Annotated in this window: 18 protein-coding genes; 5 read left to right on the plus strand and 13 right to left on the minus strand. The window is 35.9% G+C overall.

From position 1 onward, the window contains the following. Positions 1-102: 102 nt before the first annotated feature. The 3 genes from AC6F8J_RS13475 to AC6F8J_RS13485 form a co-directional block, all read right to left on the minus strand. On the minus strand, positions 103-2571 hold the full coding sequence (locus AC6F8J_RS13475) for a glycogen/starch/alpha-glucan family phosphorylase (RefSeq protein WP_500724027.1): 2469 nt from the start codon (positions 2569-2571) through the stop codon (positions 103-105). A gap of 417 nt (positions 2572-2988) precedes the next feature. Further along, positions 2989-6117, minus strand: coding sequence for an isoleucine--tRNA ligase (gene ileS, locus AC6F8J_RS13480; RefSeq protein WP_500724029.1), 3129 nt, complete (start codon positions 6115-6117; stop codon positions 2989-2991). Positions 6118-6422: 305 nt separating this feature from the next. Further along, positions 6423-9389, minus strand: a complete 2967-nt coding sequence (locus AC6F8J_RS13485) for an EAL domain-containing protein (protein WP_500724031.1) — start codon at positions 9387-9389, stop codon at positions 6423-6425. Between the two features lie 278 nt (positions 9390-9667). Between AC6F8J_RS13485 and AC6F8J_RS13490 the strand changes: the two genes are divergently transcribed. The 4 genes from AC6F8J_RS13490 to AC6F8J_RS13505 all read left to right on the plus strand — a co-directional run bounded on the left by AC6F8J_RS13490 (position 9668) and on the right by AC6F8J_RS13505 (position 14306). Beyond that, the gene (locus AC6F8J_RS13490) at positions 9668-11125 is read left to right on the plus strand and encodes a nicotinate phosphoribosyltransferase (protein WP_500724033.1); all 1458 of its coding nucleotides are present in this window, start codon (positions 9668-9670) and stop codon (positions 11123-11125) included. Between the two features lie 342 nt (positions 11126-11467). Then, the gene (gene malQ / locus AC6F8J_RS13495; protein ID WP_500724035.1) at positions 11468-12985 is read left to right on the plus strand and encodes a 4-alpha-glucanotransferase; all 1518 of its coding nucleotides are present in this window, start codon (positions 11468-11470) and stop codon (positions 12983-12985) included. A gap of 181 nt (positions 12986-13166) precedes the next feature. Further along, the gene (locus AC6F8J_RS13500) at positions 13167-13799 is read left to right on the plus strand and encodes a 1-acylglycerol-3-phosphate O-acyltransferase (RefSeq protein WP_500724037.1); all 633 of its coding nucleotides are present in this window, start codon (positions 13167-13169) and stop codon (positions 13797-13799) included. A 123-nt stretch (positions 13800-13922) separates the two neighbouring features. Further along, the gene (locus AC6F8J_RS13505) at positions 13923-14306 is read left to right on the plus strand and encodes a hypothetical protein (RefSeq protein ID WP_500724039.1); all 384 of its coding nucleotides are present in this window, start codon (positions 13923-13925) and stop codon (positions 14304-14306) included. A gap of 46 nt (positions 14307-14352) precedes the next feature. Here AC6F8J_RS13505 and AC6F8J_RS13510 read toward each other — a convergent pair whose 3' ends face one another. Next, a complete protein-coding gene (locus tag AC6F8J_RS13510) occupies positions 14353-15621 on the minus strand; it encodes an MFS transporter (protein ID WP_500724041.1) in 1269 nt (422 codons plus the stop codon). 18 nt (positions 15622-15639) lie between these two features. Continuing rightward, positions 15640-16986, minus strand: coding sequence for an amino acid permease (locus AC6F8J_RS13515; RefSeq protein WP_500724042.1), 1347 nt, complete (start codon positions 16984-16986; stop codon positions 15640-15642). Positions 16987-17217: 231 nt separating this feature from the next. On the opposite strand from AC6F8J_RS13515, the gene AC6F8J_RS13520 reads away from it, so the two are divergent. Further along, positions 17218-17790: a biotin transporter BioY gene (locus tag AC6F8J_RS13520; protein ID WP_500724044.1), complete on the plus strand. Its 573-nt coding sequence runs from the start codon at positions 17218-17220 to the stop codon at positions 17788-17790. 194 nt (positions 17791-17984) lie between these two features. Here the strand turns inward: AC6F8J_RS13520 and AC6F8J_RS13525 are convergent, their stop codons facing one another. The 8 genes from AC6F8J_RS13525 to AC6F8J_RS13560 all read right to left on the minus strand — a co-directional run bounded on the left by AC6F8J_RS13525 (position 17985) and on the right by AC6F8J_RS13560 (position 24164). Then, a complete protein-coding gene (locus tag AC6F8J_RS13525; RefSeq protein WP_500724046.1) occupies positions 17985-18947 on the minus strand; it encodes a DegV family protein in 963 nt (320 codons plus the stop codon). Positions 18948-18992: 45 nt separating this feature from the next. Beyond that, positions 18993-19745, minus strand: a complete 753-nt coding sequence (locus AC6F8J_RS13530) for an ATP-binding cassette domain-containing protein (RefSeq protein ID WP_500724060.1) — start codon at positions 19743-19745, stop codon at positions 18993-18995. A 16-nt stretch (positions 19746-19761) separates the two neighbouring features. Further along, a complete protein-coding gene (locus AC6F8J_RS13535) occupies positions 19762-20403 on the minus strand; it encodes an ABC transporter permease subunit (protein WP_500724048.1) in 642 nt (213 codons plus the stop codon). A gap of 127 nt (positions 20404-20530) precedes the next feature. Then, entirely contained in the window at positions 20531-21313 is a 783-nt protein-coding gene (locus tag AC6F8J_RS13540; RefSeq protein WP_500724050.1) for a transporter substrate-binding domain-containing protein, read from the minus strand. A gap of 193 nt (positions 21314-21506) precedes the next feature. Then, complete coding sequence (locus tag AC6F8J_RS13545) at positions 21507-21881, minus strand: hypothetical protein (RefSeq protein ID WP_500724052.1); 375 nt, start codon at positions 21879-21881, stop codon at positions 21507-21509. 192 nt (positions 21882-22073) lie between these two features. Continuing rightward, positions 22074-22661, minus strand: a complete 588-nt coding sequence (locus tag AC6F8J_RS13550; protein WP_500724054.1) for a hypothetical protein — start codon at positions 22659-22661, stop codon at positions 22074-22076. Between the two features lie 207 nt (positions 22662-22868). After that, positions 22869-23846 (minus strand): DUF1722 domain-containing protein, encoded by a 978-nt coding sequence (locus AC6F8J_RS13555; RefSeq protein WP_500724056.1) that lies wholly within the window; start codon positions 23844-23846, stop codon positions 22869-22871. Between the two features lie 114 nt (positions 23847-23960). Beyond that, the gene (locus tag AC6F8J_RS13560; protein ID WP_500724058.1) at positions 23961-24164 is read right to left on the minus strand and encodes a hypothetical protein; all 204 of its coding nucleotides are present in this window, start codon (positions 24162-24164) and stop codon (positions 23961-23963) included. Between the last annotated feature and the right edge of the window lie 506 nt (positions 24165-24670).

The following is a 24670-nucleotide window of genomic DNA, read 5'->3' on the forward strand; positions in this document are numbered from 1 at the left end:
ATGGTAGGCGAATTTAGTGAAACTTAGTTTTGACCCTTTAACACTATTTATAACCTGACATTTCTTAATTATTTCAAAGGGACTGCATTAGCAGTCCCTAAATTATTGAGCTTTTGAAAGGTCAACTGGTGTGTTTTTCAGATGCCAAATCTCTGTTGCATATTCCTCGATTGTTCTGTCTGATGAGAACTTACCTGCATTGGCTGTATTCATCATGACCATTTTTGCCCATTTACCTTGATTCCTATACGCTATATCTACACTTTTTTGTGCTTCAATATACGCCTCAAAATCTTTCAAAATAAAGTATTGGTCTGCCGGTTCACCACCACCATTTAATAGAGAATCATAAATCATTCTAAATAGGTCCGGATTCTCAGGTGCGTAAAATCCATTGATCAACTGTGTAACGACTTTTCTAATCACTTGATTGGTATTATACAAGTCCCACGGATCATAAGTACGTTCATGCTGAAGCTGTATAACTTCGTCAGAGGTCATACCAAAAATGAAAGCATTTTCTTTGCCTGCTTCCTCAACAATCTCTATGTTTGCACCATCCATAGTTCCAAGTGTAACCGCACCATTTAACATGAACTTCATGTTACCTGTTCCTGAAGCCTCTTTGCTGGCGGTTGAAATCTGTTCACTCACGTCTGCTGCTGCAAAAATAATCTCCGCATTAGAGACACGATAATTCTCAATAAAAACCACTTTAATCTTGTTATGTATATTAATATCATTGTTAATGACATTAGCCACATTATTGATGAGCTTGATAATCAACTTAGCCCGTTCGTAACCTGGCGCTGCTTTTGCTCCAAAAATAAATGTTCTAGGTATCATATTACGATTAGGGTTTTCCCTTAACTCATTATAAAGATGCATAACATGAAGTATATCCATTAATTGACGTTTGTACTCATGAAGACGCTTTACTTGAATATCAAAGATGGACCTTGGATCAATCTCTATACCATTGTGCTTCTTCACATACTCTGCCAGTCGAACCTTGTTTTCATATTTGATGTGCATAAATTCTTTTTGTGCTTTTTCATCATCCACAAACGCTTCTAAGTGCTTCAGATGGGTAAGGTCTGTTGTCCATTCATCCCCGATTTTTCTTGTAATCCACTCTGCCAACTTAGGATTAGCATGAAGTAAGAATCTTCTTTGAGTAATTCCATTGGTTTTATTGTTAAACTTATTAGGATAAAGTTCGTAAAATTCCTTAAGTTCTTCATTTTTCAAGATTTCAGTATGTAGTCTTGCAACACCATTAACTGAAAATGCGCCTACAATAGCCATCCAAGCCATTCTTATTTGACCATTTGCGATTATCGCCATTCTTCGAATACGCTCATTATCCTGACCGTACTTGTCAACCAGACTTACAACAAATCTTCTGTTGATTTCCTCAACTATTTGATAAATTCTTGGTAACAGTCTGCTAAATAACTCAATTGGCCATTTTTCTAGGGCCTCCGACATAATCGTATGGTTGGTATAAGCACAGGTTCTTGATGAAATTGCCCACGCTTCACCCCAAGCAAGACCTTCAACATCCATAAGTACCCTCATTAATTCAGGTATAGCCAGAGATGGATGGGTGTCATTGATGTGGAAAATAACTTTATCCGGTAGCTCACGAATATCATTATGCTTTTGCTTAAATTTACGAACGACTTGTTGTATCGTACCTGAAATAAAGAAGTATTGCTGCTTAAGCCTTAACTCCTTACCTTGATAATGATTATCGTTAGGGTAAAGCACTTCAACAATTGATTTTGCCAAATTCTGTTGTTCAACCGCTTTATGGTAATCTCCACGGTCAAAGGACTCTAAGTCAAAGCTTTGAATCGCCTCTGCATCCCATAATCTTAGCGTATTGACGGTGTTGTTATTATAACCAACTATAGGCACGTCATAGGGAATGGCATTAACCGACTGATAGTTCTCGTGAATATAATACTCCGTTCCATCGTCCCGTCGTTCCACACGAACGTTACCACCAAACTTAACTTCAACACCATATTCCGGTCTTCTCACTTCAAAAGGATTGCCGTTCTTCAACCACTCATCCGGCTTTTCAACCTGGTAGCCATCAATAATACGTTGTTCAAAGATACCGTATCTATATCTAATACCACATCCATAGGCCGGATACTCAAGCGTAGCTAAAGAATCTAAGAAGCAAGCTGCCAAACGCCCAAGACCACCGTTGCCAAGACCCGCATCCGGTTCTTCATCTTCGATGACATTTAGGTCAACACCTAATTCATCAAGAACTTCTTTGACAATCTTATTGACACATAAATTAATCATATTATTACCAAGTGCCCTACCCATCAAAAACTCCATGGACAGATAATAAACCGTTTTAGCATCCACTTGCTCATAAGTCTTGTGTGTTTCAATCCATTGATCTATTATAATATCTCTTACCGTATAAGCAACAGCTTGGAAGACCTCCTGATTGGATGCCTGATCGATGGTTTTTCTGAATTGATTTTTAATATTTTCTAATATGGCTTCTTTAAATACTGTTTTATTTACATTTAACCTGTTCATATACCCTCCATTTAATAAAATGAATTTGTAAGCGTTTACATTTTCCATAAGACTTATACTTCCTAATGATAGCACACTTCATCATTTTCATGCAAGCGCTTACACTTCGTTAATTTTTTTACTGCATACTCAAATAGCATTTTTTTAATCAAATACTTTAAAACAGAGCCTCTAGAGAGAATTCACTAAAGCAATATATTTATCGGTAAAATATTTTACTAAATATTAACTCATTAAATCTTATGATAATGTATTTTTTTGTATTTTAATTTGCTCTATTGTTATACTAATATTTGATATATTCAGCAACTTTTTTCAGCAATGACATAAATGAAAGGAACAAAAAAGCCTCTAAGCTTTTATTAGCTTAGAGACCTGTTTGACACCTATGAAACCAACTTCTTGTTTATAAAAATGCTACGTTCTTCTCACCACTGTCAAATCAACAGACGTACCATTAATATTCCAATTCTTAAAATAGCCTGAAGCATCAGAGCCTTCAAGAACAGATAACGCCAATGTCTCACTAGAAATCAAATCCACATTGCCTTTTATAACTTGAGCTGCTTTTTCACTGTTAGCATAAAAAACGTCGATTTGATCCGTTACATCAAAATCAGCTTCTTTTCGCATGGTTTGAATCTTACTTATAATCTCTCTGACAAAACCCTCTTCAAGTAATGCCTCGGTTAACTTAGTATCAATAACAACGGTTACATTACTATCTGTTACCGATTCAAATCCTTCTTGTTTCGTTGGTTCAATTAATAAATCCTCTTCTAATAAAACAACCGAATCTCCATTGACTTCAAAACTTAAAGCGCCGGTATTCTTTAATCTGCTCATCGCTTCATTACCGTCTACTTCTGATAAATAAGTCTTGATGCCGCCCAGTTGTTTACCATATTTGGGGCCTACCGTTCTTAGCTGAGGTTTAAACAAGTATGTCGTAAAATCACTGACATCGTCTCGCATAATTACTTCTTTAACATTAAGCTCTTCTTTAATAATATCTAAATAAGCCGGATCCAACTTCACGTCACCTTCTGACTTAATATACATAGTAGCCAAAGGTTGACGATTCTTAATTACCGCCGAATTTCTACAGGCACGACCGGATACCACAACACGAAGAACCAAATCCATCTGAGCTTCAACTTCAGGCACAATCCATGCTTTATTAGAGACCGGAAAGTCACAATAATGAATACTTTCCGCCGCATTTGGATTAAGACCTACTACCAGATTCTGGTAGATATCTTCTGCCATAAAAGGTACAAAAGGCGCTGAGAGCTCAGCAAGCGTCTTAAGTGTTGTATATAAGGTCATATAAGCATTTATTTTATCTTGTGGCATGTCTTTGACCCAAAAACGCTCTCTTGATCTTCTAACATACCAATTGCTCAAATCATCTACAAAAGCTGCTAAAGCTCTAGAGCTTTCAAATATCTTGTAGTTTTCTAAGTTCGTATCCACCTCATAAATCAACGTATTCAACTTGGAAAACAACCATTTATCCATTAATGATAAAGCTTCATAATCCAAAACATGATCATTAGGGTTAAATTTGTCTATATTCGCGTATAAAACATAAAATGCGTAGGTATTCCAAAGGGTACCCATGAATTTTCGCTGTCCTTCAACTACCGAAGTCCCGTTAAATCTGTTCGGCAACCATGGCGCGCTGTTATTATAAAAATACCATCGAATCGCATCTGCACCATAAGTCTCCAAAGCATCAAAAGGATCAATAGCATTGCCTTTGGATTTAGACATTTTTTGACCGTTTTCATCTTGAACATGGCCAAGTACAATTACATTTTTATAAGCTGGCTTATCAAAAAGCAAAGTAGATATAGCGAGTAATGAGTAGAACCATCCTCTAGTTTGATCCACTGCCTCACTGATAAAATCAGCCGGAAAATTATCGTCAAATATTTCTTTGTTTTCAAAAGGATAATGCCATTGTGCAAAAGGCATAGCTCCCGAGTCATACCAACAGTCAATAACCGGTTCAACACGCTTCATTTTTTTCTCACAAATAGGACAGTTAATCAGTACTTTGTCTATAAATGGTCTATGAAGTTCAATATCATCAGGACAGTTATCACTTAATGACTTCAACTCCGCAATGCTACCAATAGCAAGTCTATGGCCACAAGCACACTCCCATATATTCAATGGGGTTCCCCAATAACGGTCACGACTAAGACCCCAGTCCATGACATTCTCCAGCCAATCTCCAAATCGCTTCTTACCTATTGCTTCTGGTAACCAGTTGATTTTGGCATTGTTAGATAATAATTGCTCTTTAACCTTGGTCATCTCGATAAACCATGAATCTTTAGCGTAATAAATAAGAGGTGTGTCACATCGCCAACAATGTGGGTATGAATGCTCATATTCAAGAGCTTTATATAGCTTGCCGGAATCATCTAGATATTGAATAATATCGGCATCACATTCTTTTACAAAGCGTCCTTTCCAAGGTGTTACTTGTTCAACAAATTCACCCTTACTGTCAACCAATTGGACGAAGGGCAAATTGTATTTTTTACCAACTTGAGCATCGTCTTCGCCAAAAGCCGGTGCAATATGCACGATTCCGGTACCATCAGACAAGGTTACAAACTTAGCACAGGTAACATAGTAGGCTTGATCCGATGGTTTTTCAAAATCAAAAAGAGGTTCGTAGTGAACAAACTCCAATTCCTTGCCTAACATGGTTTTCAGTATTTTATGATTTTCACCTAAGACCTTCTCTACTAAGGCTTCTGCCAAATAATAAATAAAATCATCTTGTTCTACCTTAACATAAGTCTCTTGAGGGTTCACACACAAAGCTACATTAGAAGGTAACGTCCATGGTGTGGTTGTCCATGCAAGGAAATAGGCATTAGATTCATCAACGATTTTGAACTTAGCAATCACTGATTCATCTTTAATATCTTTATAGCCTTGTGCAACTTCGTGACTGGATAAGGGCGTTCCGCATCTAGGGCAATAGGGTACAATCTTATGGCCTTTATATAGTAGATCTTTCTCCCAAATTTGTTTAAGTGACCACCATACAGATTCTATATAATCATTCTCATAAGTTACATATGGGTTTTCCATATCTGCCCAAAAACCAACGGTGCCGCTAAAATCTTCCCACATGTTCTTATATTTCCATACACTATGGCGGCACTCCTTAATAAATGGCTCAAGACCATAGGCCTCAATCTGGTCTTTTCCATCGATGCCCAGTGCCTTTTCAACTTCAAGTTCAACCGGAAGACCATGCGTATCCCATCCTGCTTTCCTAAGCACCTTGTAGCCCTTCATGGTTCTGTATCTTGGAATCATATCCTTAATAACCCTTGTTAAAACATGACCAATATGTGGTTTACCATTGGCCGTTGGAGGCCCATCGTAAAAGGTATACGTTGGCCCATCTTTTCTAAGCTCAATACTTTTCTCAAAAATACTGTTTTTATTCCAGTATTCTAATATTTGCTTCTCTCTTTGGACGAAATTCAAATCCGTCGAAACCTTTTTGTACACGTTGTCTACCTCCTATAGTATCTATCTTTTTCACATATCATACAAATTATAATTCATAATAGGATAGCTCACAAACAACTCAACCCTTCCATAATAATTCCAAAATTCTTTGCTGGTATTCTAGTCCTATCCACACAAATAAAAAGTTGACCTTTCATCTTAAGCTTGTGAATTACCATCACTAAGAAATCCTACAAGTGAAATAGTTGAGTAAATAACAAAGCCCCAATTAGACAGGGCTCAGTTAGGGTATCCTCAATAAATTATTATAACATACATCCCTTAATTGTAAAGTTTTTTCATGGTTACCACTTGATAATTTCAAAGTACTTGTTCATTAATTCTATGGCTTCATTTGGTGGTATTGGTTTTGATATAAAGTAACCTTGAATCATGTCGCATTTTTCTGTTCTTAAAAGTTCCATTTCCTCATATGACTCAACCCCTTCTGCAACCACATCCATCTTGTTAACATGAGCAAGTTGAATAATGGTTTTAATCACTTGTTGCTTACTCTTACTACGCATACTGTCCGATATAAAGGCTTTATCAATCTTAAGAATATCAATGGGCAATTCATCTAAATAGTTCAAAGATGAGTAACCAGTTCCAAAATCATCTAAAGAAATCTTATACCCCTGACCTCTCAAATCTTTCAGCATGTTCGTAGCATAACCTAAATCTTGCAGTGCTGTAGTCTCTGTAATCTCAAATTCAATATGCTTAGGTCTTATGACTTTTCCTTTGATGGCATCTTGAATCGTTTCTATAAGATTAACATCTACAAATTGTTTGGCTGAAAGATTGATGGACATGGTTAAATGTGAATGCCCCTTTAAATGCCATTCGTTTAATTGAGAGATTGCTTCAAAGATGACCCATTTACCGATTGCAATTATAAGTCCGTTTTCTTCTGATAATGGTATGAAATCATTGGGTGGTATAATGCCTTTTTCAGGATGCATCCACCTAATTAAAGCCTCGTATCCGACTATTATTTCTTCTTTTAAATCATATTTTGGTTGATAATAGAGCTTAAATTGATTGTTCAACGTCGCTATTTTCAGTTCTTTTTCAAACCATAATTGCTGTTCCATTTTTTCCATTAGCTTTTTTGTATAATGATGATACTGGTTTTTGCCTTTGCTCTTAGCTTCATGCAAGGATAAATCGGCTTGCTTGAGCAATAGATCAAAATCAACCGTTTCGTATAAAATTGTGGCAATTCCCAAGCTTAAGGTTACAGAAAAAATCGTGTCCTCAATGACGAATTTATTTTGGAATGTTTTTAGTAGCTTTTGTGCCTGTGCTTCTACTTCCTCGATAGCGAGGAAGTCTTTTAACAAGACAATAAATTCATCACTACCATAGCGAATCACTTCAAATCTATTATCCACCTCTTGACGAATTATAGATGCCACCTTCTTAAGAACTCGGTCCCCCATTTTGTAGCCATAGAAATCATTAATCGTCTTGAAGTTGTCAATATCAATGAAGTACATGGCCAACTTACTGTTTTTATCCTGGTACTTTTCGCTGACAAGTTGATTATAATATGTTTTATTCGGAAGGTTGGTAAGCTCATCTGTAAAGGCCAAATTCTTGATTTTGATTTCCGTTTCCTTTTCTTTTGTAATATTAGTTAATGAACCCGCCAACCTAAGGGGTTTCCCTTGATTGTCATACTGTGCCTTGCCTCTTATAGAAATCCATTCCTTTTTACCCTTTTCTGTTTCAATAATTGCTTCATACTCAATAACATTATTATCTTCAATATTCAGATGTTTTTTGATTTTTTTATATAATTTTATGGCTTCATTTGTCGGTAAACAACTAAATATTTCTGAAGAAGCAAATGAGTTTTGATCAGCGGACAATCCAAAGATGTCTTTTGCCTGATTGGAAAAATACATCTTTCTCGTCTCAAAATCATAATCCCATATTCCAAATTCTGAGCCTTTTGCTGCCAGCCTATACCGTTCCCTGCTTTTTCGTAATTCTTCTTCTTTCTCTTGAAGCTCTACATACTTCCTTGTGACTTCACTTTCGCTGGCCAGTAATTGCTGATGTGTTGCTTCAAGTTCCATATAGCTTGCCTGTAGATCTTTTCTAGCCAACTTACGATCTTTCTCAGCTTTAAGTCTAAGTAACAGATTCGTTAGTGCATACGTTAATACGACCATCATAATAACTAATGCAAGTATAATGAATTCTAATGGATTGTTTTGAATGATCTCTAAAACTGTTGGTCGGTTGATAAACCGAACATTTTCCGACAGATTGTTGTATTCTAAATTGTTTTTTTTAATCTTATTGTAATCGTAAATCTCAATTGGTTTAAGTTCCTGATATAATGATAAGTCTACATAATTACCTTTTATTAGTTCCATTAGCATTCCTATTGATTTAACTATATATTGATTCTGTTCTATCGTAATAGCCCCTACAGCGCCTTTTCCTACATATGATTCATAGATTGTGTAGACAGAACCATTACCATTTAAATCAATAGATTCAAAAATATCCTCTAATGTAAATACATAACCGGATATGTCATCCATGTCTGAAACCAGAATAGCCGCCTCATCCGGATTCATGTCTAAGAGATCATTGACATACTCATGTCCTCGATTTTCAGAAAAAATCTTGAACAACAAATTACTTTCTTCACCATAGTCCTTTAATTCTAATAAGGTTTTTTCAGAAACCAATTCAGGTTTGGTATATATATTTATTTTTTTTAGATCCGGATTCAATTTTTTTGCAGATAGTATCAAGGATGCCCACGGGATTTCTCGGGAGATTCCCGATATTCTATCAGAAGCATTATAGGCATATGCTTCTGACCCTAAACCAATGTATACGATCGGCAAACCCTCGAAAAAATCTTCATGATAATTTTCAACAAAATCACTCGCACCTTTGTTAATAGACAATATTCCGTCTATTGATTTAGTATTGTATTTTGCCTTTAAATAATTTATAAAGGCTACATCATAGTTAATAATATCAAACCTACTATCATCTAGGTATTCCACATACAGTTGAACATCATCCATTGAATAGTCCTCTATGGCCGCCTCAATTTGACGATTCAAAGTATCATTGCTACTCGTGCCCTGATAGTAGGTATGCAGTACCAATATATTGATTGCCTTATTGCCCGCTGTCTCGTTAGCAGAAATTGGTAAGGTCATACCAATGAGCAATAATAGAGATAGTACGACTAATCTTTTATAAGCACGTTTAATAAATCGTTTCAAAATTAACACGACTAAACCCTCCTGTACTTGAATGGATTGCATTTTCATCCAAGTTCACACATTACATACTTTTCTATTATATCATAGACTTTTATATATTCAATAGCTACGTCTTTAGACCTATTTATATCTCATTACAATCTTACTGAGTTTGATACTTTTACAACTTCCATTGTGGTTTTTAATTTTTTGATATAAAATAGAATTAATAGCTAAATATAATGATTAAAGTATTAAAACTATATAACGTTACGAAGTTCGCTTCGAATGTAGAAAGAGGTTTGATGATGCCCCAACAAGATTTATCCCTACTCACAGATTTTTACCAACTTACAATGATGCAAGGCTACTTTTTTCAAGAGCGTTCTGGTGAAAAATCTATTTTCGATTTATTTTATAGAAGCAATCCTAGTGGAAGTAGTTTTTCTATTGCAGCCGGCCTTGAGCAAGTTATTGACTATATTAATAATCTCTCTTTTTCAGAAGAATCTATTCGTTATTTAGATTCTCTAGATGTTTTCGAGGCACCTTTCCTCGATTATTTACGTAATTTCAAATTTACCGGAGATATTTATGCCGTTTTGGAAGGAACGATTATCTTTCCGAACGAACCTATACTAAAAGTTATAGCACCCATTTGTGAAGCTCAGCTCATTGAAACTGCCCTCTTAAATATTATCAACCACCAGAGCCTAATTGCTACAAAATCGGTGCGCATAAACTGGGCCGCCGGTAATGATAAAGTCATTGAGTTCGGTTTAAGGCGTGCACAAGGTCCGGATGCTGGTATCTATGGCGCCAGAGCTGCTGTTATAGGGGGTTGTGATGCCACTTCAAATGTTCTTGCAGGAAAAATGTTTGACATACCTGTAAAAGGAACTTTGGCCCATAGTTGGGTCATGAACTTCGACAGCGAAATAGAGGCTTTTAGATTATATGTAAACCAATATAAACACGATTGTTTTCTTCTAGTGGATACTTATGATACCTTAAAATCCGGCTTACCAAACGCCATTACTGTTTTTAATGAATTGCGTGATCAAGATGCATTGCCCGAACGATACGGTATACGTTTGGATAGTGGCGACTTAGCCTACCTATCAAAAAAAGCAAGGGTGATGCTTGATCAAGCCGGTCACGAAAATGCAATTATTAGTGCTTCAAGTGACCTTGATGAGTATCTTATCCGAGATTTGAAGCTACAAGGTGCTAAAATTACCTTATGGGGCGTGGGCACCAATCTCATCACCTCCAGTGATTGTCCTGCATTTGGAGGTGTTTACAAACTATCTGCACAAATAACAGGAGACCAAATTATTCCAAAAATAAAACTCTCTGATAACAATGACAAATTAACGGATCCAGGTAATAAAAAAGTGCTCAGGATCTATGATAAAGAGACCGGAAAAATTAAGGCGGATCTCATAACACTTATTCATGAGCATTATGATGAACGTCATCCTCTTATTATTTTTGATCCTATAAGTACATGGAAAAATTCCACTCTAAAGCCTAACTCTTATACCATAAGAGAACTATTGGTTCCTATTTTCATTAATGGTAGCTGTATTTATAAAAGCCCTACCGTCTTTGAAATCAGAGCTTATTGTCAAACCGAACTCGCTACATTGTGGGATGAATCCAGACGTTTGATTAACCCTCAAATCGTTTATGTTGACCTGTCAGAAGAACTTTTTGCCCTCAAGTATAATATGATTAAGGCTTCAAGAGAATCCTCTTCTTGATAGCTTTTTTCATGTTCTTTTATGATTGAAATGAATTTAAAAATGATTTTTTAGAAATAAATTCAATCGATTAACTTATTTAAAATAGGCACTTTCCTTTGGCAATTGTAACCATAGACATCATGGATTTTTAGGTAGTTTTTTGCTTCCATTTTTCACGATATCGTGTATAATAATAATAATAAGTAACTGTACAATAGTTATTCGTTATTATTTGCAAAATTATTGTGCTTATAATAAAATGTGGTTAGTTGTGCAAACGGTTTACCTATATAATTGTAACTTTTTGTACGCAATGACACGACTACCCTTAACCACTATGATTAATAGGAGGATTAACCTATGGGCACAGAACCCGTAAACATCATGGAGAAAAATCCAAGAAAATCCGGTATTATTGCACATCCCACTTCTTTCCCCGGTCCTTATGGTATTGGTGACTTAGGAAAAAGCGCTTATGCGTTTATTGATTTTTTAGAAAATTCAGGACAAAAACTTTGGCAAGTACTGCCTATCGGACCAACCGGTTATGGTGACTCACCTTATCAATCTTTCTCTTCATTTGCCGGACAACCTTTAATTATAAGCCCTGACTGCTTATATGAGATGGGTTTGTTGGATAAAACAGATATTGATGATATCAAACCATGGGATCCAAACAAAGTCGACTTTGGACCGGTTATTATGTATAAAAACAACTTGCTAAAAAAAGCTTTTGATAAATTCGAAGCGTCAGAAGACGATACACTTCATAAGACCTTTAAAGGCTTCTGTACAAAACAAAAAGCTTGGCTTAGTGATTATGCACTTTTTATGGCTTCCAAAGATTATCACGAAGGTGTGGTTTGGACAAAGTGGGATGCTTCCATTGCTTTTCCAACCGAAGCTGACAAAAACTCATGGACCAGAAAGTTGACCAAATCTATTAAGTATTATAAATTCCTTCAGTTTATTTTTTTCGATCAATGGTTTGCACTAAAAGCCTATGCTAATGAAAAAAACATTGAAATTATAGGTGATACACCAATCTTTGTTGCTTTTGACAGTGCAGATGTTTGGGCAAATAAAGAACTCTTCTATTTAGATGAAAAAGGATATCCAACTTCTGTTGCTGGCGTACCACCTGACTACTTCAGTGAAACCGGACAGCTTTGGGGTAACCCACTATATAACTGGGAAATGCACAAATCAACTAACTATGCTTGGTGGGTAGAAAAAGTTCGATATACCTTGGCCCTAGTTGATATACTTAGAATTGATCACTTTAGAGGCTTTGAAGCTTATTGGGCAGTACCTTTTGATGCACCGAATGCTATATCCGGAGAATGGCGTAAAGGCCCATTCAAAGATTTATTTTACGCCTTTCAGGAAGCACTTGGTCATGATTTACCTATTATAGCTGAAGACTTAGGTGTCATCACTAGGGAAGTAGAAGATTTACGAGATACTTTTAATTTACCTGGTATGAAAATTCTGCAGTTTGGCTTTGAGACCGTTGAAGAAAATGGCTTCTTACCCCATCACTTTGTACCCAGTTCTGTCTGTTATACAGGCACCCACGATAACGATACCACCCTTGGTTGGTATCAAACCATACCTGAAGCTAGCAAGGACAAGATACGTCGTTACTTAAATACGGATGCTTCCCATATTGTGTGGGATATGATTCGGGCTTGTTTTGGTTCTGTATCCGTTATGGCCATCGTACCTCTACAGGACGTTATGAACTTAGATTCGTCCGCAAGGATGAATGTTCCCGGCATAGCCGGCGGCAACTGGCAGTGGCGCTATACTGAAGATATGTTGAATCATGATCTTAGTGGTCGACTTAAAGCTATAACAACCTTATATGGCAGATAAGTCAAACTGATTTGTCAAATAGTCTATGATGGTGGTATAATAATGCAAGGTCTTTGATCAATCTACTATGAAAGGTGATTCTATGAGACGCATTCTTATACTACTGTTTTTTTTCCTTTCTTTCACCCTATCCTTGCCTTTTTTATTTTTAGGCATTTTTGTCGAAAAATTCAATCGGAAAATGGCAAGAACCATAGCCGGTTACTATACCCGCTATTTGGCTTGGGGGCTTATGACTCTAGCTGGCGTTCATTTTGTTGCAACCGGTATGGACAACCTAGATCCAAAAGATCATTATCTATTTGTATCCAACCATCGTGGACTTTTGGATACACCTACACTGGCCCTTTATGCCAACAGGCCCCTCTCCTTTGTAAGTAAAAAAGAAATGGCAAAAGTTCCCATTCTCAAACAGTGGATGGACATGCTTGGATGTCTATTTTTAGATCGAAAAGATAACCGGTCTGCCGTCAAAACTATATTAAAAGGTATCGATAACCTAAAATCCGGGGATAATCTAGCTATATACCCACAAGGCACCAGAAGTCGGCAAGATGAGTTCCTACCTTTCAAACAAGGTAGCTTTAAATTAGCTCTAAAATCCGGTGTCAAAGTCGTTCCGGTTGCCATAAAAGGTACAGATGTTGTTTTAGAGAATAACGGTTTTAATGTTAAGCCTGCAAAAGTATATGTCCATTTTTTCCAACCTATAGATTTAGACACTTTGGATGAAGCTTCAAGAAAGCATTGTGCTACAATCATCGGTGACCAGATTAAGGCCAAATACCAGGTATTTGGCGATTGTACATTATAAAAACCTATTTTAAAGATTATTGCCTTGCATTTTCAAAGTTACATGATAAAATGGATATAGTTATCTCCGAAATAAGGGGATCCTAAAACATCATAAGAATTGAGTGTTCAGGAGGTATTACCCATGGAATGGTGGCAAATCTTATTAATTGTTCTCACTGTCGTAGCCGTTGTTTTAGCTATCCTATACTTTGTAGGAAAGAAAATGCAAAAGAAAGCTGATGGCCAGCAAGCTATGATTGATCAACAAAAAATGACCGTAACAATTCTCGTTATTGATAAGAAAAAAATGCGCATAAAAGACTCCAACCTACCAAAGATTGTGCAAGATCAGGTACCGGCTTATCTTAAGCTACGTAAAATGCCTTTAGTAAAAGCTAAAATAGGTCCTAAAATTTCGACACTTATGTGTGATGAAAAAGTCTTTAAAGAATTGCCAATCAAAAAAAATGTCAAGGTTGATATTGCAGGTATGTACATTATTGGTATCAAGAACTATAAAAAATAAGAAGATCCCCCAATACTCCAAAATGTATTGGGGGGGCTTCTTATTTTCATACACTTATATCTGTAAGTTTAGGCTTATACAAGCTGGGAAATAACTTTTTGTCGATTTTATAATTAACAAGAATGAGTCCTACCGTCGCAAATCCTATTATGGTTATGGTGAAAAAGGCAATGTTGAAACCAGTATACTGAATAATCAAACCCATAACACCTTTACCCGCTACAGACCCTAGGAAGAACCCTACGTGAACGAGACTATTGACGCGCCCCCTATGCGAAGCCGGCACCCTTCTGCTGATAAATGGTGATGATCCCAACATATTAACAATCTCACCTATGGTAAACATGAAAATCATAATAAAGAAAATATAATATTGTGGTTCATTAATAATAACCAGAAAACTCAGTGCATACAAAGTAACACCAATCATCATCTTCGGCATTTCATGACTTTTTCTAAGTAAATTCGTGATTATAGGTGTGAAAATAATAACCAGTCCACCATTAAAGCTCGCCAAATAACCAAAATACCTGGCACCATCACTAAGAAAAAGCCGATTAAGATAGATTGGCAATGTAAACGTCCATTGATCATAAATAACGGCGATTAGAAAAAAAGTGACAATCTGAATCCATATAGATTTTCTTTCTTTAAGAATTAAAAAAGTCCGTTTCGTATCTAACTCATGGGACTCGTATTCATTAATTTCCTCCTTAGTTAAAGTATCTTGCTTAATAGCAACCACAAAAATAACTATCAGGATTGTAGATAAAAAAGTCGTAAGACCGTCAATAACAAAGGCTAAACTCAAATAGTTTTCAAATAACATACCACCAATCGCTGCTCCGAAGACAAAACCTAAATTATGTCCTAAATAGGACAATGAAAAAACTTTTTCCCGTTCCGCCGGCTTTGTCACATCTGAAATTAATGCTTCAAAAGCAGGATTTTCCATATTTGCAAATAAACCTGCCAAAGAGAAGCGTATCAACATATCAAAGCCTGGTTCAACAAAAGCACAACTAATGAAAAAAATAACACTTAAAGTATCTAGAAATACGATGAGATGCTTCCTATTAAAACGATCTGCCAAACGACCACCCCATATGGTCGCAGGTAGATAAATAACACCTATGACAATTGCAACCAAAGCTGTCTGGGATTCCGTATACCCCATCTTATTGACTAGAATCAAAGTCATTAAAGGCCATATGAAGGCGCCCATATTTGTGATAATCCTTGCAAAAAAAATAACATAAGCAGATCTGGATAATCCCTTATACTGAGCAAAAATATTATACACTTCCATCTTCATTCTACTCCCATGAAGCTTTTATTCTACTGAAGCTTCTTTTCTATAAAATAACAGTCCAATCAGAATAACAATAACTGATACAATTAAGTACATGCCAATACTTGGGTTAGTTATGCCCCCATAGAGTATAATCAGAGAACCAATCGTTGCAAAAATCGGTTTAATATATCGACTGAAAAAGTTAAGGTCTTTATAATTTTTTATATACCACATATATAAGAATACATATAAACCATAGACCAATACAATAGGAATCTCATCTAGAGCTATGTATACACCAAAGGTTTCATTTAAACTAAAAAACCATAACAATAGATACCCAAAAGATAATGAGCCTGCTAATATTGCGGAATTTATTGGCATATTGGTTTTTTTATTTATTTTGCTGATTATTTTTGGTGCCGGCCCTTGGTTTCGAATCGCCAATGAATGTGGCACTCTAATGCAAGACATGACCAGACCATTGAGCGTACCTAGACAGGATATGATGACAAATCCCGTTAATATAACAGATGCTGTGCTACCAAAAAGTTGATTGGTTACAATATTAACCGCATTATCACCCTCTGATATGATTTCTGGTGTTGTAAGCACGCCTGCAATACCTAAAAAATAAAAAACATAGACCAAGAAAACAATTAAAGCACCTAGGGTTAATGCTTTTGGTAAATTTTTCTTAGAATCTTTGATTTCTCCATTAATAGTGATTGCTACAGTCCAACCTTCATAAGCAAAAGCTGTGGCAACAACGGCTGATGCCAATGTTCCACTGCTGCTACCAACACTGCTCATCGCCTCAGTAAAATTAGTCATTGTAACACCGTTGAGTAAGCCGCTGATCATACCACCAATAGCGACAAGACTTAGAGGAATCAACTTAATGACTGTTGTTGTAACTTGAAATCGACCAGCAATAATAGGTGCAAAATAGTTCATTAAATACGTCAACAACATATACATAACTGCCAAAATCCAAGTACCTAATGCATTCGTTGGGTTATCACTTCCAAGTAGGATCATGGTATATAACGCTGCAACCCACGCCAATATCGCTGATAAAGGAGAGAAATATAAAACACCTTTAAACCAGCCAACAAGGTATCCGAACTTCTTACCATAGGCGACTTCAGAGTAATCTACAATACCATTAGATTTTTCTATTCTTTGTGCGAACTCCGCAAAAACCAATGCACCAAAAATCATAGAAAAAGCACCTACCGCCCAAGCTAAAAGTGCCAATATAATATTACCATCCGTTAGTGTCAATACATCATCTGCTTTAAAGAAAACGCCTGAACCAATAACGACACCTACCACCATCGCAATAGCGGTCAATAAACCATATTTTTTTTCTAATTGTTCCATAATAAGTATCCTCCATTTTTCATATGTTATGAGTATACAATATCTTGGAATTATATACAACTACTTTATTTTTTTCAATATTAACGACTATACCCCCTATTTTTTTCGTATATTTCGTGAAAAATATTTGCATATACGCCCCTATTGTTAACCATTCCTTAATATCGGTTGACAATATGATTCTTTAATTTTATAATAGCTATGACATCTTAACCCAAGAAGGAGGACTTTATGAAACTTACTACACACGACTTAATACTTACATCTCTATTCACATCTCTAATGGTAGTTGGCGCACTCGTTAAAATACCAAACCCATTTTTCCCCTTAGTTCCTATAAGCTTCCAACTTTTTTTCTGTGTATTTGCCGGCTTATTACTCGGTTCAAAAAATGCACTCATGTCCCAAATCATCTATATTCTCCTCGGATTAGCCGGTTTACCCGTATTTACAGGCGGTGGCGGCATTGGTTATATCCTAAAACCCACATTTGGCTACATCATCGGATTTGCCCTTGCAGCATGGTTAATAAGCAATTTAACCTCAAAACAAAAAAGCATTCGATTCCTCCCAATATTTTCTATATCCACTCTTGGCCTATTATCCGCTTACTTCGTTGGCAACCTTTATTTCTATATGATCTACAACCTCTACTTAACCAAAGTCATGTCCTTCATTGATATTTCCATCATGATGCTCCCATATATGATCAAAGACTTCATTCTCATCGCCATCGCTGCCTATGTCGCCACCTTGGTGATACCCATCTTAAAAAAATCTCAACAAACAGCGATTACTTCTTAATCTATATAAGTAACACTACACTAATTAATTAGAAGATAAAGGAAGCCACTAATACCTTTGTAAGCCAGCATCGACCGTAATCATACAGAATGTGGTAGGGTTTTCATGGCCCCTGTATAAAAAACAAAAAACCCCTAAGCTTTATAATCCACTTAGAGGTCTAATATATCCATAAAACTATAATAAACTGTTTTTTAATTTTTATCCTTCAAACTCCTAATAAGCTTCATCATCTCATTCTTCTTATCAATAAGAGCACTCATCTCATTGTAAACCAGCCCATCATGCCTGTCACCTTTTTCAAAAAAATACATCGACAAAGCACCTAGCCCTACATGCGTACCTACTGAAACACCCATTTGCATAATATAAATATCACCAGTAAAATCTGTCTCATTTTCTAACTTAAGTTTCATATTCTCTGCAACCGTTAGATCGGAAGTATAACCAATAATAACAAAATCTGTTAATTCCAAGTCCACTCTATTAATAAAAGACTCAACATAATGGGCAAAAACTTTTTTACGCCCTCTAACCTTGGCAACAATGGCACCTTTACCATTACGCATGGACATAATCGGTTTCACCTTCAGAACCTTCCCAATCATAGCGCTCACATTGGTTAAGCGACCACTTTTAATTAGATTATCCAGATCATCCACCGATAACAAGTGCTTCACATTCGTCTTATAAGTCTCATTAAAATCAACCAACTCATCAAATGTAGCCCCTTGCGCTCTTAATAATGCACTTTTCAATAGTAAATAGCCACTACCATGGCTCATGCACTTCGAATCAACAACATGCATCTTATAAGGTGTCTCTCCGTATTTTTCTTCGAAGTACTCCAATGCCAAAAGTGCAGATTGATAAGAGCCACTGGTGCCACTAGACATACATATACATAATATTTCTGTATATCCCTGATCAATCGAAGCTTCAATAATATCAATATATTCCGTCGGACTAGGCATACCTGTTGTTGGTAGATTTTTCAAAGTCCCTAGAATGTTATATAACGTACCTGGTTGAATATCAACCCGATCTTTATAACTTTGATCTTCTATTAAGATACTTAATGGTGCCATGCTGATATTATACTTTTTCAATATTGCATCAGATAGATCACAGGTTGAGTCTGCCATTAATTTAATCATAAGTCCTCCAAAAAGGCGTTATATGCCTGAATAGCTACAATAACTCTATACTATTTTTCTTAGGAAAGCTCTTGCTCTGTCTGTCTTCGGTTGATCAAAAAATTCTTTAGGATCGCCTTGTTCGACAATAACACCTTCATCCATAAAAACAACCCGCGTGCCTACTTCTCTGGCAAAAGCCATTTCATGCGTTACAACAATCATGGTCATGCCGTCTTTTGCCAGTTTTTTCATAACTTCAAGCACTTCGCCCACCAATTCCGGATCAAGTGCCGACGTCGGTTCATCAAAAAGCATTATTTTTGGTTTCATAGCAAGCGCTCTTGCTATGGCAACCCTTTGTTGTTGACCTCCTGAGAGTCTAGACGGATATTCATCTCTTTTGTCACTAAGTCCTACCAGTTCAAGAAGTTCTTCTGCATAAGGTACAATAGCTTCTTTTGTTTCTTTTTTTACAGTCATAGGACCGATAATAACATTTTCAAGTACTGTCATATGTGGAAATAAGTTAAACCTTTGAAAAACCATACCCAGTTCAGAGCATATTTCTGCCATCTTATGTTGAGGCAATTTTAACTGATTATGACCATTATCATTGGCGTCTATCAGATCACCCTCTACATAGATTTCCCCCGAAGTAATACGTTCCAAATGATTTAGACATCTTAATAGCGTACTCTTACCTGATCCACTAGGTCCAATAATACATAATACTTCACTTTTCTCTACATTCAAATCGATACCTTTTAAGACTTCAAGGGATCCAAATGACTTATATATATTCTTATATTCAATCATCATAATATAATCCCTCCTATTCGTATACTGAGTACTTAGCTTCAAGTTTTTGGAAAATCAAGGTAAAGATGGTGGTAAAGAATAAATAAATTACTGCTGCTATTGCATAATAAATTGAGTCACCATTGGAATTCACCATAATTCTAGACGTTCTAAGCAACTCTGTAATGCCCATGGTAGAGACAAGCGACGAGTCTTTCAAAAGCATAATAGCTTCATTACCTACTGGCGGTATAAGACGCCTATAGGATTGGGGAATGATAATCTTAAACATGGCTTGATAATAACTGAATCCAAGTGCTTTAGACGCTTCCATTTGTCCTTTGTCTATGGATAAAATAGCTGCTCTGATGATTTCAGCTAAGTAAGCTGCGGAGTTCAAACTAAGGGCAATAATACCCGACATAAAAGCATTCAAACTGATACCAATGCTTGGTAAGGTAAAGTAAATGACCAATATCTGTAACAACAATGGCGTTCCTCTAAATACCCATATATAAGTCCAACTTATTGTGTTTAATACTTTGTTTTTAGAAATACGCGCTAATGCAAAAAACAGCCCGAATATCAAGCCGATAATTATTGCAATTATTGTCAACTGAAGGGTTATAAAAGCGCCCTCAAAAATCGCTAATAGCTGTTTCTGTGTCACTGCCATTACATCACGTCCTCACTTATGATAAATCAAAATCCATCATTATTATTTAGTCTATTATATATCTTGGGTTACATTTTCGTCAAAGATAAAAGAAAAACCCGCTTATGAAAAGCGAGTTTTCAAAAATCTAACGTAATTCTTCATCTATGTTAGAAACGTAATCGCCACCTAACCATTCTTCTGATATCTTAATCATTGTGCCATTTTCTTGAAGGGTAACTAAAGCTGCATCAATTGATTCTTTTAATGCTGTGTTTCCTTTTTTTATACAAACACCAATAGGTTCATTGGTCAATTGAGCTGTTGTAATCACATAGTCTTCTGAATTCTTTGATACATAATCAATGGCTACAGCATAATCAACAACAATGGCATCTAAACGACCTGTTTTCATATCAGCAAATGTTTGTGTGATATCATCATATTTTGTAATCTCAAAAGCTGTTATTTCCAGTTGCTTTTCAACGGCGATATCCGCTGTTGTACCAAGTTGAACGCCAACATTCTTACCTTCAAGATCTGCCGGTGTTTGAACAGATTCATCACCAGGCGCTACAACAATAACTTGACCGTTTGACAAATAAGGTTTTGAGAATTCAAATCCCTCAAGACGATCTGGCGTGATACTAACCGATGATATAATGACATCATACTTATCTGAATTCAATCCCGAGAAAATACCTTCCCAAGCCGTTGGAATAAATTCAACCTCAATACCCATTTCAGCTGCTAAAGCTTTGGCAAAGTCAATGTCAAAACCAACCAACTCATTATCTTGATTTCTAAACTCCATTGGTGGGTAAGAATCATCAACCGCTATTGTCAACACATCTGCTGATGCTTCTTTAGCACATCCTGCTACAACCAATACCATTACAAACAACATCATTATACTAACTATCTTTTTCATTTTATGCCCCTTTTCTTCAGAAAATATCGAATTATATCGATATTAACGATCTTGATTTGATCAGAATCATAATTGAATTCTGATACGTTATTATGCCAATGTTGCAACAAAACAGCACAACACCACAATAAATAAATTCTACTACGAAACAAGCATAATTGCAAGTGTTAGATGGGCATCTTTCATATTGTGACTATTTATTCAATTTATTGAATATGGAAGTGCGCATTGCATTCTTTGTAAAAATAATATTTGAATCTTCATTAATCAATGCTTTACGAATGTACTCGATTTCTTCCTCTGTAAGCTCAACCGTTCTTGATGTTTTAGACCGAATTACTCTGCTGTTTAAATCCTCCACTGCATCGGCTGCATTGCCTCTCTTATTAAAATAAAAAACGCCTTTATCAGAATCAAATACCCCATCATATTCCATATATATATGTTCAATTACCTTTTCACCTATACCGGTGCAAGAACTTAATTTTGACAATTCATATTCACCATTATAATCGATGTAGTAGTAATTATCCTTAAGGGCACTTTCTCTTATCATAAAACCATTCATCCCATTTTCTCCTTAAACTAGGTCTATTATCTATAGCTTCAATTACCAATATATTATAACTTTTCCATAGGATAAAAGCAATCTTGTTAAAACTCTACTTTTAATTCAAATAATAAAAACTGCCGAAAATGGTCTAAACGGCAGTTTTTGCTTATTACTTTATGATTTCTTTTTTTAATTCATGTATTCAAACTACTTTACTTCAATAACACCAGTAACTGTACCAGTCTCATCTTCAACACTTGAATCCATATATTCTTGGCTTGCGAAGTATAAGTTACCCTCGATTGTATTATCTACCAAATGGAATCCGTCAGCTTCAACATATACATCACCAACAAAAGTTCCACCTTGTAATCTGAAGTTTTCACTTCTTACAATTAAGCTTGGTGCTGTCAAAGTAAATCTTTCAAGGATGTTACGATCAGCATCTTGAGTATATAGACCAAGTTTTCTAGCGATTTCTTCTCTGTGTATAAATTCGCCTTCAACAACAAGATCTTCTTCTAACACGATGTCATTCAAAGTTGCTGCAAGCCAGAAACCATCAGCGCCAAGTGCTGCTACTAATGCATCACCTTCTGTAACGATTGATGCTGTACTAACTGCGTCAACTTCTTCTTCTGTCACTTCTTCTGTCACTTCTTCTGTCACTTCTTCTGTTTCTTCTTCTGTCACTTCTTCTGTCACTTCTTCAACTACCGGTGTTTCTTTTGCACAACCTGCAAAAACGGATGTTGCCATTACAAGTACTAGTATTAAAGCAAATATTTTTTTCATTTAACTAACTCCTCTTTTTGTCAATTTATATATTGTTAACCATTTAACACATTCTATTATATCATAATAAAAACAAATTTCATAGATTACAAAAAGAACAAAACTAATTTTTCCCTTATTTTATTATATTTAATTAATAATAACTTTATTAATATACAAAATATCTTCTGAGAAAATAGAACCGTGTCCTTACATCATCAGCCATCATCACTTATCAACGCCTTTACCTGAATCATTCACATCAATGAGAGCTTTAGGATATGCTTCAAAAATTGTTTGGTCTTTTAAGTATAAGTTATTGAAACGAATAGCCCATGAATGAATAATAGATAATGGAACTGAGTATGGAATTTTGTGATTTTGGTAGTCTTCCATACGATCAAGGAAAAAAGCTTTTTCATCTTTATTTAGTTCTTTAGAAAAATAACCAAACAAATGTAAAAGCATATTCATATTGCGCCCCTGTCGCATTGGATTTACAAAAGATCTTCGGAGTACTTCTTCAAAAGCTTCTATAACTTCTTCTACCGGTTTATGTTCATGATTGGCCACAATCTTGCCTAGTATCTTTTGATTAGCTTGGTGATAGGCCATCAAAAGATACTTATTATCACTTTGAAATTTGACCAACGCCTTCATACTTTGACTTGCCTTAACTTTGTCAAAAGCTGCCATTGTATAGATTCTAGTCAAAAAATGCTCTCTAATCTGATAGTTGCTAATACGTCCTTCATCTTCAACCGCCAACTCAGGAAAATGCTCTAAAAAAGCTTTTCCAAAAAATCCTTTTGTTTTTTTTGTCAAAGAGCTCACACGCCCAGTTCCTTTGTACATCTTAACATCCTTGATGCCACAAGAAGGTGACCTACTTTTTAATACTGCACCATGAATTTTTTTCTTCTTAAGTTCGGTTAAGAAATTAGCAGAAAAAGTTGTCATATCCTCTGATACATCCTCACCCGTCATGGAATAGACCAATTTCTCTACATCATTTTCCATAATAATTCTTATTGCCTGTCTTGGTACACTTAGACCAATGGCAACTTCCGGACATTCTGTAATAATATTGACATATGGTTTGATCTTCTTTATAAAAGCACTTCCTATAATGCTTCCGTCATAACGACAAGCCTTGTGTTCGATACATCTACTTACAAATATCGTGGGCTTTTCAAATTCTCTCATGTTTAACCTCCTAGGCGTCTTGTGGTTTAGTTTTCTTTAACCAAAGACATTCATAAGGATAAAGTTGCAGTTCTTTTCCCTCAAAGGATACCTCCTTACCCGTCAATTGATCCGTCATATACCCATAAACCCCTTGTTTCTGAGTATCTTATTGCTTACATATTGATTGTTCTTACTAAAATTATAAAGAAAAATCATGCGTTGATTTTTTTCTTCCTTATAGAAAGTATATACCTGATTATGATTAACGTCTATGATTTGTGCTTCAATTTTTCCATTTAATTGTGTAAATAAGTGTTGACAATCCAACTTCTTCACCAAAGGCTCCAAGTTCTACTTTGGCTTCCATGGATTTCGCTATCAAGGAATTAGCTCATCAGTCTCTTTGTCCTCTCTCGAGGTTTTATATCAGTGCTGCAGGATTCACTTTATGTTACGGTCTGTACCTTTGATAGAACCACTTGGGTCCATTTTCATGACGCTTCATACATCGCTTCTCAACCATACATGGTCATATATCTATCACGCCCCTTAGCGGTTTCGTGAGTCGGACTTACACCGACTTGCAAGTGGCCAGCTTGCTGGACACGCTCCTAGAGAATAGAGTAGAGAAATAATAGCCAGTATTACTTTCCTCTCGTTGACCCGTACGTACGGGTCTCGTATACGGCTCTACATCTTATATTCCAACACTTCTTAGATAGTATTGTAAAGGATTGAGCAAATATGCTCCGTCCTTTATTTTTGTTTCAAGTAACTTTGGATTTAGTATAAAATTCACTACATTCATCCCACTTCTTTTGTAGCACCCAAGTCTTGAATTT

It is taken from the genome of Petrocella sp., from assembly GCF_059865615.1.